Source organism: Rhodococcus sp. H36-A4 (assembly GCF_027158005.1).
Lineage (GTDB): Bacteria > Actinomycetota > Actinomycetes > Mycobacteriales > Mycobacteriaceae > Rhodococcoides.
In genome coordinates this window covers 193,419-208,763 of record NZ_JAPVLQ010000001.1, presented here as the reverse complement: position 1 = coordinate 208,763, position 15,345 = coordinate 193,419, and the positions used below count along the sequence as shown (strand labels likewise).

Annotated in this window: 18 protein-coding genes; 13 read left to right on the top strand and 5 right to left on the bottom strand. The window is 61.1% G+C overall.

Features of this window, described 5'->3' with window-relative positions; translation table 11 throughout:
* Positions 1-6: 6 nt before the first annotated feature.
* On the bottom strand, positions 7-1,023 hold the full coding sequence (locus O1W68_RS00940) for a magnesium and cobalt transport protein CorA (RefSeq protein WP_269301031.1): 1,017 nt from the start codon (positions 1,021-1,023) through the stop codon (positions 7-9).
* A gap of 86 nt (positions 1,024-1,109) precedes the next feature.
* Between O1W68_RS00940 and O1W68_RS00935 the strand changes: the two genes are divergently transcribed.
* The 8 genes from O1W68_RS00935 to O1W68_RS00900 all read left to right on the top strand — a co-directional run bounded on the left by O1W68_RS00935 (position 1,110) and on the right by O1W68_RS00900 (position 8,105).
* Positions 1,110-1,727 carry a trimeric intracellular cation channel family protein gene (locus O1W68_RS00935; protein WP_186629273.1) on the top strand — a complete coding sequence of 206 codons (618 nt, stop codon included), beginning with the start codon at positions 1,110-1,112 and terminating at the stop codon, positions 1,725-1,727.
* Positions 1,728-1,782: 55 nt separating this feature from the next.
* A complete protein-coding gene (locus O1W68_RS00930) occupies positions 1,783-2,469 on the top strand; it encodes a response regulator transcription factor (protein WP_269301030.1) in 687 nt (228 codons plus the stop codon).
* Positions 2,469-3,923 carry a HAMP domain-containing sensor histidine kinase gene (locus tag O1W68_RS00925; RefSeq protein ID WP_269301029.1) on the top strand — a complete coding sequence of 485 codons (1,455 nt, stop codon included), beginning with the start codon at positions 2,469-2,471 and terminating at the stop codon, positions 3,921-3,923. Before O1W68_RS00930 ends, O1W68_RS00925 begins: the two co-directional genes overlap by 1 nt.
* Before the next feature lie 143 nt (positions 3,924-4,066).
* On the top strand, positions 4,067-5,497 hold the full coding sequence (locus O1W68_RS00920) for a S1C family serine protease (RefSeq protein ID WP_269301028.1): 1,431 nt from the start codon (positions 4,067-4,069) through the stop codon (positions 5,495-5,497).
* 89 nt (positions 5,498-5,586) lie between these two features.
* Positions 5,587-6,084 (top strand): MogA/MoaB family molybdenum cofactor biosynthesis protein, encoded by a 498-nt coding sequence (locus O1W68_RS00915; RefSeq protein WP_269301747.1) that lies wholly within the window; start codon positions 5,587-5,589, stop codon positions 6,082-6,084.
* 17 nt (positions 6,085-6,101) lie between these two features.
* Positions 6,102-6,278 carry a hypothetical protein gene (locus tag O1W68_RS00910; protein ID WP_269301027.1) on the top strand — a complete coding sequence of 59 codons (177 nt, stop codon included), beginning with the start codon at positions 6,102-6,104 and terminating at the stop codon, positions 6,276-6,278.
* Positions 6,279-6,876: 598 nt separating this feature from the next.
* A complete protein-coding gene (locus O1W68_RS00905) occupies positions 6,877-7,503 on the top strand; it encodes an MspA family porin (protein ID WP_269301026.1) in 627 nt (208 codons plus the stop codon).
* A 206-nt stretch (positions 7,504-7,709) separates the two neighbouring features.
* Positions 7,710-8,105, top strand: a complete 396-nt coding sequence (locus tag O1W68_RS00900; RefSeq protein ID WP_269301025.1) for a hypothetical protein — start codon at positions 7,710-7,712, stop codon at positions 8,103-8,105.
* 169 nt (positions 8,106-8,274) lie between these two features.
* Here O1W68_RS00900 and mscL read toward each other — a convergent pair whose 3' ends face one another.
* Positions 8,275-8,751, bottom strand: coding sequence for a large conductance mechanosensitive channel protein MscL (gene mscL / locus O1W68_RS00895; protein WP_269301024.1), 477 nt, complete (start codon positions 8,749-8,751; stop codon positions 8,275-8,277).
* 253 nt (positions 8,752-9,004) lie between these two features.
* Between mscL and O1W68_RS00890 the strand changes: the two genes are divergently transcribed.
* The 3 genes from O1W68_RS00890 to O1W68_RS00880 all read left to right on the top strand — a co-directional run bounded on the left by O1W68_RS00890 (position 9,005) and on the right by O1W68_RS00880 (position 11,123).
* The gene (locus tag O1W68_RS00890; protein WP_269301023.1) at positions 9,005-9,673 is read left to right on the top strand and encodes an MspA family porin; all 669 of its coding nucleotides are present in this window, start codon (positions 9,005-9,007) and stop codon (positions 9,671-9,673) included.
* Between the two features lie 40 nt (positions 9,674-9,713).
* Positions 9,714-10,439, top strand: a complete 726-nt coding sequence (locus O1W68_RS00885; protein ID WP_269301022.1) for an MspA family porin — start codon at positions 9,714-9,716, stop codon at positions 10,437-10,439.
* Positions 10,440-10,568: 129 nt separating this feature from the next.
* The gene (locus O1W68_RS00880; protein ID WP_269301021.1) at positions 10,569-11,123 is read left to right on the top strand and encodes a hypothetical protein; all 555 of its coding nucleotides are present in this window, start codon (positions 10,569-10,571) and stop codon (positions 11,121-11,123) included.
* On the opposite strand, the gene O1W68_RS00875 is transcribed toward O1W68_RS00880, so the two are convergent.
* The 3 genes from O1W68_RS00875 to O1W68_RS00865 all read right to left on the bottom strand — a co-directional run bounded on the left by O1W68_RS00875 (position 11,095) and on the right by O1W68_RS00865 (position 12,931).
* Positions 11,095-11,757, bottom strand: a complete 663-nt coding sequence (locus O1W68_RS00875; RefSeq protein ID WP_269301020.1) for an SAF domain-containing protein — start codon at positions 11,755-11,757, stop codon at positions 11,095-11,097. The two genes, O1W68_RS00880 and O1W68_RS00875, sit on opposite strands and share 29 nt — an antisense overlap.
* A 90-nt stretch (positions 11,758-11,847) precedes the next feature.
* The gene (locus O1W68_RS00870; RefSeq protein ID WP_269301019.1) at positions 11,848-12,189 is read right to left on the bottom strand and encodes an FmdB family zinc ribbon protein; all 342 of its coding nucleotides are present in this window, start codon (positions 12,187-12,189) and stop codon (positions 11,848-11,850) included.
* 172 nt (positions 12,190-12,361) lie between these two features.
* Positions 12,362-12,931: a 5-formyltetrahydrofolate cyclo-ligase gene (locus tag O1W68_RS00865; protein WP_442972272.1), complete on the bottom strand. Its 570-nt coding sequence runs from the start codon at positions 12,929-12,931 to the stop codon at positions 12,362-12,364.
* 119 nt (positions 12,932-13,050) lie between these two features.
* Here O1W68_RS00865 and O1W68_RS00860 point away from each other — a divergent pair, with 119 nt between their 5' ends.
* Both O1W68_RS00860 and glp read left to right on the top strand, forming a co-directional pair.
* On the top strand, positions 13,051-14,013 hold the full coding sequence (locus tag O1W68_RS00860; RefSeq protein WP_269301017.1) for a UTP--glucose-1-phosphate uridylyltransferase: 963 nt from the start codon (positions 13,051-13,053) through the stop codon (positions 14,011-14,013).
* A 31-nt stretch (positions 14,014-14,044) separates the two neighbouring features.
* Positions 14,045-15,304, top strand: coding sequence for a molybdotransferase-like divisome protein Glp (gene glp / locus O1W68_RS00855; protein ID WP_269301016.1), 1,260 nt, complete (start codon positions 14,045-14,047; stop codon positions 15,302-15,304).
* The last annotated feature ends 41 nt before the right edge of the window (positions 15,305-15,345 follow it).

Below are 15,345 nucleotides of genomic sequence, written 5' to 3'. Positions count from 1 at the left end.
AGATAGCTATAGCCACTTCTGTCGCTTGAAGGTCACATACAGTGCGCTCGAGCAGAGGACCATCGCCAGCAGTGCAAGCGGGTATCCGATGTGCACACTCAGTTCCGGCATGACCTCGAAGTTCATTCCGTAGATCGCGGCGATAAGTGATGGCGCGAATAGAATGGCGCCCCATGACGAGATCTTCTTCACTTGCTCGTTTTGTTCCAGGCTGACTTGCGTCATGGCGCGGATTTCATCGTTCTGCTGTTGGGCGACCATCGTCGAATTGACCGAGAGTGCGTTCTGCAGGTTCGATCGGAATGTTTCGACGCGTTCTGCGATCCGAACGCAGTGGTCGAGCACGTCACGCAGGTTGCGTTGGAGTTCGATGTCGACGTGATACTTGTCCGAACCTTTTGCGAGGTGCTCGATCATCGTCACCAGCGGCCCGGTTGCGCGTTGGAACTCGGTGACCTCACGGGAGAGGGTATAGATGCGTCGGGACACCGATTCGTCTCTCGAGAACAGTTGGTCCTCGATTTGGTCGATGTCGATCTGGAGTCCTTCGACTACGGGTTCGTACTCGTCGACGACTTGGTCGAGGATGGCGTAGAGCACAGCCTCGGTACCTTGGCGGAGCAGTGAGGGTGTCTTCTCGAGTCGTTCGCGCACCACTTTGAGGTCCGGTGATTCAGCGTGCCTGATGGTGATGATGAAGTCTGGGCCCAGGAAGATGTGGAGTTCGCCGAATTCGACCTTCTCGGTCTCGTCGATGTACCGAGCAGGTCGAAGTACGACGAATAGTTGGTCGTCGTACCGTTCGAGTTTCGGACGCTGGTGTGCGGCGATGGCATCCTCGACTGCCAGGCGGTGGAGGCTGAATTCGTCTGCGACGGAGTCGATTTCGTCGACTCCCGGGCGGTACATGCCGATCCAGGCCATCCCTTTGCGTTCTCGCATCACATCGTAGGTGATGTCGAGACTGCCTGGGTTGGCTGTCCTTTTGCCGTCGACGTACACGGCGTTGTCGACGATCGGCAACGTGAACCCAACCTTTCCTGTGGCGCTCCTCGAATGAACTCAGCGTGCCACAGCGGTGGTGGATGCGCCCATGGCACGCTTACCGGGTGCTCGTGGATGTGTTGGGTTATGTGGGAATCGCGGCGTTCGCAGCGTCGGGCGCTCTGATCGGTGTTCGTAAACGCCTCGATCTCTTCGGTGTGTGCGTCGTCGGAATCACGACGGGAGTCGGTGGCGGCATCATCCGCGATCTCCTGCTCGGGATCCACCCGCCGACGTCGCTGGATCGGTGGCCCAACCTTACGGTCGCGCTCATCACATCGCTGTTGGTGTTCGTTGCGCATCCGGTCATCGATCGTGTCTGGAAAGGTGTGCTGCTCTTCGACGCGTTCGGAATGGGGTTGTTCGCGGCGACGGGTGCGACGATCGCGTTGGAGAGCGGGGGTAGTTCACTCGCGGCCTGTCTCATCGGTGTGACGACAGCTGTGGCGGGCGGCGTCATTCGAGACGTCCTGGTCAACGAGGTTCCGTTGCTGCTTAGGCGCGATCTGTATGCGGTCCCGGCATTGTTGGGTTCGGCGGCGGTTGCGGTGACCGAAGCAATCGGATGGTCCGAGAATCTCGGCCTGGTCATCGGCACCGTTGCCGCGACGGGGCTGCGTGTTCTGGCCCTGTGGCGACGGTGGAATCTACCGATTGCCCGACGCCTCCCTGCCGAGGAGTAGGACACATCGGGACCCTTCTCAGACATATCTCAGTCCTTAAGGACAAACTAGACGAATGCGCATTCTGGTTGTCGACGACGATCGAGCGGTCCGTGACTCGCTCAGGAGATCCCTCACCTTCAACGGTTACACCGTCGACATTGCTGTCGACGGTTTGGATGCACTGGAGAAAATTGCCGCGGAACGCCCGGATGCGCTCGTCCTCGACGTGATGATGCCCCGTCTCGACGGGCTCGAAGTGTGCCGACGCCTACGTAGTGTCGGTGACGACCTGCCGATTCTGGTACTCACTGCCCGTGACTCGGTGTCCGAGCGCGTGGCCGGTCTCGACGCCGGTGCCGACGACTATCTGCCCAAGCCGTTCGCGCTCGAGGAATTGTTGGCTCGATTGCGCGCGCTGCTTCGTCGGACCGCGATGGATGCCGACGGAGAATCGGAAGCAATGGAGTTCGCCGATCTCTCATTGGATCCGGTCACCCGCGAGGTGACCCGCGGTGAACGGTCGATCAGCCTGACGCGAACCGAGTTCTCGCTCATGGAAATGTTGATCATGAACCCGCGTCGAGTACTGACACGCAGTCGAATCCTCGAAGAGGTGTGGGGATACGACTTCCCGACGTCGGGGAACGCTCTCGAGGTGTATGTGGGCTATCTGCGACGTAAGACCGAAGCAGAGGGCGAATCTCGGTTGATTCATACGGTCCGGGGAGTCGGCTACGTGCTCCGCGAGACGCCTCCGTAATGGTTGCTCCCTTCGGGCGTCGGCCGCCCGCGCAGGCAGTGTCGGACCCGTCGGCGATGCGTCCTCCCATGCCGTTGACGCGGACGGTGTCGTTGCGTTGGCGAGTGACGTTGTTGGCCGCGTCGGTGGTGGCTATCGCCGTGGCGGTGATGGCGATTGCGGCCTACGCCGTCGTATCGCGGGCGTTGTACGGGGACGTCGACAACCAGCTTCGAAGCCGGGCAGACGCGTTGGTCAACAGCAATCTGGTCACATTCGACCCCCGGTACGTTGCTGGTGCGACGTTGTACAGCACCGACGTCTCGGTGGCGCTGATCTATCCCGATCTCACCAAGTATGTGCCGCCAGGTTCCAAGGTGCCGATCGGAGACGCGGAAGTCGCTGTCGCCGAAGGGAAGAGTGATCTTTCTTTGCGAACGGTCGACGGGCAGCGAGTGCTCAGTCAGCGCACACAGGACGGCAGCACAATTGTCATTGCACAACGGCTCTCTCCCACTGGCGAGGTGCTCGATCGGCTCGCGTGGGTTCTGCTGTTCGTGGGCGGTGGCGGTGTCGCGCTTGCTGCCGGTGCTGGAATGGCTGTGGGCCGCACCGGGTTACGTCCGATTGCGAGATTGACTGCGGCGGCCGAACGCGTCGCCCGCACCGATGATCTGACGCCGATTCCTGTCACCGGTGACGACGAATTGGCTCGTCTCACCGAGAGTTTCAACACGATGCTCCGAGCCTTGGCTGAATCCAGAGGGCGTCAGAGTCGACTCGTCGCCGATGCTGGTCACGAACTCCGCACCCCCTTGACGTCGTTGCGCACCAACATGGAATTGCTGATCGCCTCGGGCCGCCCCGGCGCCCCGTCGATTCCGGATGAGGACATGGCTGAGTTGCGCACCGACGTAGTCGCGCAGATCCAGGAATTGTCCACACTCGTCGGGGATCTCGTAGACCTAGCCCGTGAAGACACACCTGAGACGGTTTTCGAGCGTGTGGATCTTGCCGACGCCGTCGCCCGCAGTCTCGAGCGTGTACGACGGCGTCGCAACGAAATCGACTTCGTCGCGACCCTCGAGCCGTGGTTCGTCTATGGGGATCAGGCTGGGTTGTCGCGAGCGGTGCTCAATGTTCTCGACAACGCTGCCAAGTGGAGTCCCGCCGGCGGTGAGGTCCGCGTGGTGATGCGCAAGATCGCTGATGGACTCATGGAACTCACCGTCGACGATGGCGGACCGGGGATTCCCGAAGAGGATCGCGAACTCGTGTTCGATCGCTTCTACAGATCGACTGCGTCGAGGTCTATGCCCGGGTCCGGATTGGGGCTTGCGATAGTTCGGCAAGTTGTTGTCAAACACGGTGGCACCATCGGTGTGGAGGTGTCCGAACGTGGGGGTGCACTGATTCGAATCGTATTGCCGGGGGAGGTGGATCCGCAGATCGTGCCGACGGCTTCGGATATCTGACTTTCGCGTCCCGGATTGGATTTGGAGAGTCTCGGGAAATCAATAGGCGCATCTCAGCACGCTCTCAGAAGCAACCGGCATTGTTACCGATAACAAAGGCGGGCGACCTCGACCGAGGTTTCTAATGAAAGAAGTACCAACTGATGAGCGACGATCGCACAGACTCCGGGCATAACCCCGAGCATCCGAAAGCGGATCCCACTGCCCAGAATCCGTCGGATCAGCACTCCACCCAGCAATTTCCTCCGCAGCAGCATCCGCATAGCCAGCAGCAGGCCACCGGTCAGTACGGAAGCCCGTCATACGGTCAGAATCCGTACCCCCAGCAGAGCTACGGCTACAACCAGCATGCTGCACCACAGCATCACGAGGCGACTACCCAGGCGCCCGCTGCGCTCAAGGCCCGGCCCGGCCGAACCACTCTTGTCGCCGGAGCTATCGCGCTGGTTCTGGTCGGCGGCGGAATCGGTGGCGCGGTAGGGGCAATAGCTACCAACAACGCCAACGGCACTGGCGGAGTAACGAATTCGCTCAACTCCAACGTCACTGCGGCGCAACCTGCCGCCAACTTCCCCGACGGCTCGGTTCAGGCTGTAGCGAACAAGGTTCTGCCGAGTGTCGTGCAGATTCAGGTCAAGGGAAGCCAGGCCGAGGGAGAAGGCTCCGGCGTCATTCTGTCCTCGGACGGACTTGTTCTCACCAACAATCACGTCGCTACCGGCGCAGGCGCCAACGGTAAACTGACCGTCGCCTTCTCGGACGGATCGATTGCAGATGCAACTTTGGTGGGCGCGGATGCTGTTTCCGACATGGCGGTCATCAAGGTGCAAGGCAAGACAGGGTTGACCCCGATCGAACTCGGCACTTCGTCGAACCTCGAGGTGGGGCAACAGGTTGTGGCAATCGGTTCACCGCTCGGGCTTGCCGGGACCGTGACCACAGGTATCGTGTCCGCGCTGAACCGTCCGGTGTCGACCAGCGGTGAGTCGGGCAACCAGAACTCGGTGATCGATGCCATTCAGACCGATGCTGCTATCAACCCCGGCAACTCCGGTGGCGCACTGGTCGATACCGAGGGGCAGCTGATCGGCATCAACACTGCAATCGCCTCACTCGGCGGAAGCAAGTCCTCGGGCGCTCAGAGCGGCTCCATCGGACTTGGCTTCGCGATTCCGGTCGATCAGGCCAAGCGCATAGCCGATGAGCTGAGCAAGACCGGTAAGGCGACACAGGCCATGATCGGTGTTCAGGTCCCCTCACAGGACGATGCGAACGGTGCGACGGTGGTCGAGGTGACCGAGGGGAGTCCAGCGGCCGCAGCTGGTATTCCCAAGGGTGCTGTCATCACCAAGGTCGATGATCGGGTGATTTCAAGTGGTGACGCTCTTATTGCAGCCGTGCGTTCGCACGCCCCCGGCGATTCGGTGAAGATCACCTACAACGAAGGCGGTAAGGACAAGACTGTCGAGGTGACCCTCGGAACCGCCGAGCCGCAGACCGGTGCAGTACAGGCGCCGTCCGAATCGGAGTCGCAGTCACCACTGCAGATCCCCGGATTCCCTGGTGGTCGCTGATGTGGTCCGATACCGATTCGCTGACGACAGTTGCAACGATTTACGCACAGCGTGAGTCCGGGCAGCGCGCTACTACTACGGTAAGCACTATGGAAATAGAGGCACCTCTGGCTGGACGGGCGTTGGTCGTGATCGTGGACGATCGGACCGCACACAGCAGTGAACAGGACTCGACCGGCCCATTGGTCACAGAGTTGCTCACCGAAGCAGGATTCTTGGTCGACGGCGTTGTTGCCGTGACATCGGATGAGGTCGATGTGCGCAATGCGCTCAACACCGCTGTCATCGGTGGCGTCGATCTGGTCGTGTCGATCGGCGGAACCGGCGTCTCACCGCGGGATGTGACTCCAGACGTCACTGCCGAGGTTTTGGATCGAGAGATTCCGGGCATCAGTGAGGCCCTCCGATCGTCCGGGCTTGCGGCGGGCACTCTCGACGCTGGTCTGTCTCGTGGGCTCGTCGGGGTTTCCGGCAGCACACTGGTGGTGAATCTCGCGTCCTCGCGGGCCGCGATCCGTGACGGCATGGCGACGCTGACCCCATTGGCGAGTCAGGTCATCGCCGACCTTTCCGGCCTGGACGCCTGAGTAGGAGGCCTCCTTTCATGGCCGAGCACAGCAACGAGAAGCACGACGAGAGCCGAGCCCGAATCGAACGGGCTCGGCTCGCTCGTATCTTCGGTGACGTCCTCCCGGAAACGACAGGCGATGAACAGGCGGGCGCAGAGGACACGAGATCGGACCAGTGGTTCGATCGGGAGCGTCCGCCACACCACTATTGATGTGATCTAGGACACGTTTTCCGTGTGGCATCGAACGTGTGTTCATTTGTTGTTTACGTGTTTTTAGCACTGTTTGTCAGCCCGAAATGGGTGTCGCGCTTCCGATCACGGTGATTTCAATCCTCATATTCGGGGCGTTCGGCGACAGTGTGAGGCGTGTTACTTGAGTGTCTGCCCACTTCAAGCCGTGTGTGCTCCTCGGTGAGGTTTGTAACGGGTCGGCCACGGGCGCCGAAAATGTGTTCTGCGTTACTCGTCAGTATGTTGTCAACGTCGTTCACCTGCCCGAAACACATCACGAACGGGACACCTTCGTCGGGCAATCGTAGGGATTGTCACGATCCGGCAACTCCTCTAATGTTCCCCTCAGCTTCCGGTTTCAAGGACGTGGACTTACACGTTCGACGTCTTTGGGTCGGAACTGACAAAGAACGCGATCCGAGGATCGAAGTTCTGCTCGGGGATTCTCGGCAATGCTGCCGTCGTGAACCGAGGGTGAAAGCCACAAGCTTCCCGTGCGACTGTGCTGGGACTGAACATGATGAGGAAGTAAATGACGGAGATCCAGAAGTCGCGGCGTAGCCGTGGGTTCAAGTCCATGAGCGTTGCAGTTGCAGCAGGCGCTTCGGTTATCGGCCTGGTGCTCGGCACCGGTACCGCATCCGCCGCAGTCGACAGCACCAACACGGTCGTCGACGCCAACGGCAACACCATCACCGTGTCGCTGTCCGACACCTTCATCAACAGCGTCTCGCCGCTCGACGGCAACCCGCTCACCCGCGAGTGGTTCGCCAACGGCACCGCAGGCTGGACCGTTACCGGACCTGACGCCGCAGACTTCGACGGCACCGTGGCCATCGGCTACCAGGTCGGCTACCCGGCAAGCCTCGGCGGCAAGGTGACGTTCGAATACAAGACGCCTTCGCTGGGTGCAACCATCTCCGAGGCATCTCCGTCGCTGTCCCTCGGTAACGTTCTCCCGCAGGCTGGCTTCTCCGCGGATATCGCTCCCGGACCCGGCATCGTCGACGCCACCGCCGCTTCAGGCAGCATCCAGGGCACCGAGGGTGACGCCGAAGGCGCTTCGGGCACCATCCAGATCGCCAACGCTCACGGCACCGCGACCGGCATCCTCGGCAACGTTCGCGTTCGCCCGTATGTCTCGGTCACCAGCTCCACCGGTGACGTTGCTGTCACCTACGGTGTCCCGTGGACCTTCAACTGATCTCGATCGGTTGATCGAAAGCTTCACACCCCAGCGCTGATGCGCTGAACCTGATCGGGCCCGTCCGGAGTTATTCCGGACGGGCCCGATTTGTTCGTCCCCAACTTCCTCTGAATGCGTGCACCGGACCCGGCGGGCTCCGGTGCGCGAGAAACGGCTGATAATTAATGCGCTTCACTTTCATTCCCGTCGTTGCCTTTGCCGGCATGGTTGCTCTAGTCGGTTGCGGCAGTGGCGAATCGGCGGACAGCTCGGCCTCGGGCGCGAACGCCGATGTCTGCGCACAGTTCAAATCTGCGCACGACGAACTGACGACACTCGCCACAACCGGCCCCGGTGTCGGCGGGGACCCCGTCCAGTGGACCGCGGACAAAGACACGGCGCTCGCCAAGATCTCCCCGCTCGCCGATCAGGCCGAGGAGGAGGTGAAAGCGAACATCGAAGCGCTTGTCTCGGCGCTGCCGAAGGATTCGCTCGAACTCACCGAGGCCGACAGCGCCTCGGGTCAGGCGTTCGTCGACAACTCGGAGGCGGTGGCAGCATCGTGCGGCAACGACGGTACGACGGTCACTTTGGCTGAGTTTCCACTGCAAAAGTTCTGATCCTGGAGTGAACCGGGGAATTGTCCCTGTGAACTGCTTGGCGTAGGAGTTTCGAAATCTCACTGTCCGAGGGATGGCGGTACAACCTCTCGGATGGTTCAGGTAGGCCGAAGGCCCGTTTCCGCTGAGGGGATCAGGGGAAGCGGGCCATTGTCCTAAAAGTTTTTTCTTACTTGCTGTGCAATCCGCCGCCCGAATTTTCGGCATCGCCTACTGCCTCGCCGCTGCCGCCGGTGTCATCCGCGGGTGTCGAGAGCCTGCGGCCGACGTCGGTTCCACCGGCCAGCATGTCTCGAATCTGAACGAGGACGTCGACGTCGCTGAGTTCCTTGTCGGGTTCGCTGACGAACCGCTTCTTGGCGGTAGTCACCGGCAGGACGAGTACGAAATACACCACTGCAGCGAGGATGATGAAGTTGATGACCGCCGTGATCACGGCGCCTACATTGACGAATGTCTCAGGGCTCGAGGTGATTTGGAATCCCCACCCGTATTCGTTGGAACCGCCGAGGGCCGCGATGAGCGGGTTTACGATGTTGGTCGTGAACGCGGTGACGATGGCTGTGAACGCAGCGCCGACGACCACCGCGACGGCCAGATCGACGACATTTCCGCGGAGCAGGAAGTCCTTGAATCCCTTGAGCATGATTCTCCTCGAGTACTGTCGAGCCGATGGACGGCATAGCGCTATTGGAAAAGGTTAACGGAATGAGCGACGTTCAGGGCGAAAGCCGGCTGGTCCTTCGATTGTTGTCTCTATAACGTTCTTGTAAAAATTGATTCCGTTTGCTCATGACGGCAGGCCGAACGTCCAGTAGCCTTCCCCGGGAAACGCCTCGCTTCATGTGAGGGCCGTCGGATTGCAAAATCTTTTCAGTTGACGCTGCATGAGGGGAACCATGAACGAGTCTCGCTTTTTCGCGCTGCGCAGGTTCGGCCGGCTGGCCGCACTCGGGGCAGTGGCGTCCGTAGGTATCGGACTGCTGTCCGCCGGTGCCGCCAACGCAGAAACTTTTGTCCCATTGGCCAACGGCGAGAAAGTAGCCGGCCCCTACAAGATTGCGCACTTCGACGAGTCCGCAAAGGTTGCGCCTCAAATTGCTTTCAACGGACTGAACCGAAACGCGTGGGCCACCGGCACGGCACTGTCCGAGGTTCCCGAAGGTTCGACCGGAACATTGAAGACCGGTTACTTGGTGGGATGCCAACTCGATATGACCGATCTCGAATTCGGGTTGAATTTCGATGCCGGTATCGAGGGTGGCAACACCAACATCATCACTCTGTTCCCCATTCCCTTCTTGATCGGCGGAGAAGGTGAGACCGAGAACAAGATCGGTGGCGGTGCCGACTTCGACATTCCGTTGCAGGACCGCGAAGTCGCCGCGATCGAAATAGCATCCAAGGATGTGTCGGGACCGACTACGGCAATCCAGTACCAGGACGTCGCGATCTCGGTCCAGAACTGTGGAGGATTCGCGCAGGCTCGGTCCTACACAACACTCGAGCTCACCGGAAACTACCGATACAAAGGCACTCTGTACGGCCAGCCGTTCAGCCTCGGCTGAGACTTTCGAACTTCGTAGGACCTAGAGGGGAACAGACACAGTGAAGAACAACAGAACTGTTGCTGCGCGCATCGCAGCACTCGGGGCGGTCGGTGCCGTCGCAATCGGATTCTGGTCGGCAGGTGCAGCGAGCGCAGATACGTTCGTGCCGTTGCCGGACAACGAGATCAGCAAGACTCTCATCGACGGAACAGTGGTGACGGTCAAAGGCTTCGGCCAAAGCGGGCTCATCTCTCCGTCCATGGGTGCCACGCCGACACAGCGCAACGTGTGGGTGACGGGCAACTACACAGTCGAGACCTCCAACCCCGGTGGCGGAAAGATCGAACCAGGCTTTCTCGTCGGGTGCCAGGTCGATTTCGCAGCAGGCATCGGCGGCGGAGTGGGCGCCACCTTCGGTCAGGGAAATACCATTTCGGTCGAACCGGGTGACTTGAGTTCGTTGAAAATCGACCGTACCCAGCCCAACACCTATGAGATCGGCGCAGGCCTCGACCTGGAGCTCGCGCCGGGACAGCTCAACGACGTCAAGCTGGTCGCCGACGAGACAAATGCGAAAATCGATGGCGTCACCGTTGCGACCGAAACGGACAACGACTTCCCGTTCGAAGGCAACGGAGGCGGCTTCACCTTCGCCGACGAAACCTTGAGTGTGTCTGGCTGCGCAGGCTTCGCGGAGGCCCGTTCGTACGTAGACGTCACCATCGAAAACGATGCGGTGACGTCCACTGTGACGCTCTGGGGACAGCCCTTCAGTATTGGCTGAAATCCGAATGCATGTGCTCAGGTGACGACGCGTCCGATCGATGCGTCGTCACCAGGATCGAATGCCACTACTTCCTGTGATCTGTCTCAGTATTCGATGTGCAAACTTGTGGCGGGATAGGATGCCGCTATGAGTCGTCACAGAGCCGCTACTTTTGCGCCTTCGAGCGACTGGATCGAAGGCGTGCTGGGCAAGCGGCACCGGCTGTCCGAGTTCTACGATCCGGCCTCCACACGCGCAGACCAATCGGATCTGCTGTGGATGTTCCCCAAAGCCGCTGACGTGGAGGACACGGAGCACAGGGCCGACGCGGAGCGAAACCTGGCGACATCCGCAGCGTCGTACGTGCTCCGAGAAGTCTTCGCGGAATTCGATTCCTATGTCCTGAGCCTGACCGAACAGCGCACCATCGAGCATCGACCTCTGCGCTCGGACGACAGCCTGCACAGCGATGTCTTTCTCGAAAGCCACCGTCGCGACAACAACTCGGATTCTTTCGGCGTCAAAATCGTCTTCACCGATCGGATCGGTGCGCTGGTGTTCACGACCTTCGCGACCTACGCCGGTCACTTCGATGCCCGCTCGGTGGACGTCGACGACACCGAGGCGTCGGATATGAAAGATTCACCCTCGGATGGCAGGCACGGGCTCACTGTCAGTGGAACGTCACGGTCAGTGAGCTGACCAGGGATGCGGCGGCAACAACCGTCGCATCCTCAGGTGACATCGCCACGAGTACAACTCGGTCGCTGCTTCGCTGACGTGCGTCTTTCTCCGAAATCAGTACGACGACGGAATCGGTCGTCAAAATTCGCGCACTCTGTTCACCGCCGTCCCCGTCGGCCTGGACAGTCAGCACGTCGACGATGTCGCCCTCGCGTAAGAGATCTGTGACCGCGGCGTCGGTCAGGCGGACGGGCACGATTCGGCCATCGGCCGAACCGAGCGCTGCCCCCGCCAACCGCGGTGTGAGGAGACGGACATCGGTGAGAGGTTCACCGGCACGGATCGGGCCCGCCACTGTATGTGTCGTCGCTTCGTCGATATCGGTGATTACGCCGTTGGGAACAGTTCCCGGCTCGTAGCCGGCAATCCGGACGTCCTCGGGCTGGAGGGGCCTACCCGGAGCCAGATCGCGGGCCGCAACGACAATCGGTACGCGATCTGTCGCAGCGGCATCCCTGACGAACAACACAGCCGCCAGAAAGGCAAGGGCCCCAGCCGTCGAGCGGCGGACGAGCACGGTGCGAGTCCAGCCCGGCCGAACAAGTAGTCGATCCAACATTGTGGAATCGAGACGAGCATGTCGCTGTGGCATGAGATTCACCGTAACGACGGACTGTCTGCATCAGCAGTCGAAACAGGCCCCGGCTGTGGATAACGCCGAGGCCTGTGGACAAACGAGAAACTACGAGGTTGCCGCTGCTTTCGACGGTGTCGAAGAGGAGGTGCTCGGCGTCGAAGGCGCGCTGCTCGAGCTGGACTCCTTGGCTTTCGCATCGGTCTTCGCCGGTGCGGAATCGCTCTTGTCGCTCTTCGATTCGCCCGCGCTTTCGCTGGCTGTGCTGGCGCCGCTACGACTGTCGGTCCGGTAGAACCCGGTTCCCTTGAACACGATTCCGACCGAATTGAACAGTTTCCGCAACTTGCCGCTGCACTGCGGGCACACAGTCAGTGAGTCCTCGCTGAACGACTGCACAATGTCGAACCGGTTCTCGCACTCGGTGCAGGCGTATGAATAGGTGGGCATCGATGTTCCTCCGCGCTGGTCCACTGGTCAACTGCTCGACTGGTCACCATGGAGATTTCGCCATTGCTCGGTCGAGACCACTGGTGTGCCGAAAAAACTGCTGGAACTTCTCCGAGAAGGAGAGAGCATTAGCACTCTACAGTCATGACTGCCAACGCTGCCATTCAGGCGGCTATTCCCGACTCAAGACAATGAGGCCGCCGGACGGGGTGAGGGCGTGGGAGGCGCGACGATCATGCGGTTCCTCGGGGAGTTCGTCTACCAACTCCGAGTCGCGAACTACCGCTATGACCGGGGTTCCGGCAGGGACCAGATCGAGTGTTCGATCATAGAAGCCGGCACCCCGACCCAGCCTGACTCCGCGTCGATCTACGGCTAGCGCAGGCACGAACACCACATCGCACGTCGCGACTCGCGCGGAAGGCAACGGTGGTCCCGTCGGTTCGTACAGGCCGTATTGCGCGGCCTTCAGATTTTCGCGCCCTGTGTACTCTGCCCACTGCAAAGGCCCTGGTTCCCTGGCCACAGGGACCAGTACAACCGGGGATCGAAGGCGAAGCGCGTCGAGCATGTCCAGCGACCCCGGTTCGCTTCCCACCGGGACATAGGCCGCAACAGCGGACGCGCCACACACCGATTCGGCTGCGGCATGACAGAGTTTCAGCGACTCGTCTTCACGGGTCATCGCGGTCGAGTTACGGCGAGATGCGAGGACGCGTAGGCGCCACTCCTTCTTGGAGATCGGTTTCACAGCATTACCAGCAGCATCGTCTTCAGCAACATGGGTCGAGCCTAGGCACCTCGGGAACAGTCGGCAGGCGCGGAGCGAGATCCGCGGTGACCATGGATAAGGTGGGCAGCATGACAGAAGCCGCAGCAGACGCTCCGATAACGCATGTCGGGCATCAAGGGCACTTTCGGACAGCGATCGTTCCGGCCGCCGGCATGGGGACACGCTTTTTGCCTGCCACCAAAACCGTTCCCAAGGAACTGCTTCCGGTCGTAGACACACCAGGAATCGAACTCGTTGCAGGTGAAGCGGCCGACTCCGGCGCCGAGCGTCTCGTTATCGTCACCTCGCCCGGTAAGGACGGCGTCGTCGCGCACTTCGTCGAGGATCTCGTTCTCGAGACGAAGCTCGAGAAAAGCGGCAAGTTGAAGATGCTCGCGAAGGTCCGCGTCGCTCCCTCGCTCCTCGATGTCCAATCTGTCGTGCAATCCGAGCCTCTGGGGCTCGGGCACGCCGTCGCATGTGCCGAAGAAGTACTCGACGACGACGAAGACGCCGTGGCAGTCCTGCTGCCCGACGACCTCGTTCTTCCCCGAGGTGTACTCGACGTGATGTCCCGGGTGCGTGCCAAGCGCGGCGGCACCGTGCTGTGCGCCTTCGAAGTACCCGAAGAAGATGTCTCCTCCTACGGAGTCTTCTCCGTCGAAACCGTGCCCGACGCGGTGAACCCGAATGTCCTCAAGGTGACCGGCATGGTCGAGAAGCCCAAGCGTGAAGATGCGCCGTCACTGTTCGCTGCGGCAGGCCGCTATCTGCTCGATCGAGCGATTTTCGACGCCTTGCGACGCATCGAGCCGGGTGCTGGTGGCGAGATTCAGCTCACCGACGCCATCGCGCTGTTGATCGACGAGGGTCATCCGGTCCACGTCGTCGTACATCGCGGTTCCCGACACGACCTCGGAAATCCCGGGGGATACCTACGCGCTGCGGTTGACTTTGCACTCGAACGCGATGATTACGGTCCGTCTTTGCGTGAATGGCTGACCGAACGTCTGAGTGACGATTGGGCGCCGCAACTCACCACGTATGAATAGGCCCGGAGTACAGAGATAGAGAAGGGGCCAGATGCGCTCGGTTGAAGATCAGCAGACCAGAGTGACCGCTGCGGCGGTCGCTCCACGGCCTGTCCGAGTAGCGATCTCGGAAGCGCAGGGCTTGTTGTGCGCCGAGGAAGTGGTCACCGAGCGACCCCTGCCGGGTTTCGACCAAGCAGCGATCGACGGTTACGCAGTGCGCAGCGTCGATGTCGCCTCCGCTGGAACCGACTTGCGCAACGAGGACGACGAGCGCATCGAGTTGACGCTGCCTGTGGTCGGGGAGGTCACCGCCGGCTCGAGGCAACCAATTCGGCTGCAACCGCGGCAGGCTGTGCGGGTGGACACCGGTGCACCGCTCCCGACGCTCGCCGACGCAGTACTCCCGCTGGACCGCACCGATGCGGGACGGGCGCGAGTGAAGGTATATCGACCGGTGCGCTCGGGCGACTACGTCCGCAAGATCGGGGACGACGTACAGCCGGGTGACGTTGCTGTGCGGGCAGGAACCATCATCGGCGCAGCCCAGGTCGGTCTGCTCGCTGCCGTGGGGCGTGACAAGGTACTGGTCCATCCGCGACCACGCCTGTCGGTTATTTCTGTCGGCGGAGAACTCGTCGACACCGACCGCACCCCGGGACCCGGCCAGGTCTACGACGTCAACTCCTATGCGCTTGCGGCCGCGGCACGTGACGCCGGCGCAGACGTCAACCGCGTCGGAATTGTCAGCGGTGACCCCAAACGGTTACGTGAAGTTGTCGAAGGCCAACTCATTCGCTCCGAGATCGTCGTCATTGCCGGTGCAGTCGGTGGCGGCGCCTCCGACAGTGTCCGGGAGGCACTGTCGGACCTCGGTGATCTCGAAGTCGAACGTGTTGCGATGCATCCGGGTTCGGTGCAGGGTTTCGGGCAACTGGGCCGCGACGAGGTACCGACCTTCTTACTTCCCGCCAACCCGGTCAGTGCACTCGTGGTGTTCGAAATCATGGTGCGGCCGTTGATTCGCATCGCACTCGGTCGTCGCCAGCCGATGCGTCGCACAGTGACTGCGCGAACGGTCGCGCCGATCACCTCCATCGAGGACCGCAAGGGCTTTCTGCGCGGTCAGCTGATGCGTGACGAAGGCTCTGGTGAATACCTCGTACAGGCGCTCGGTGGCGCGCCCGGATCCTCCTCACACCTGCTCGCCACTCTCGCCGAGGCCAACTGTCTCGTGGTCATCGAGCCGAATGTCACCGAAATCAGAACGGGCGAAGAAGTCGACGTAGCTTTCCTCGCCCAACGGGGGTAACGACTCCGCGGCGATGGTGCAGCGGCCCCGCCCAAGGCGCT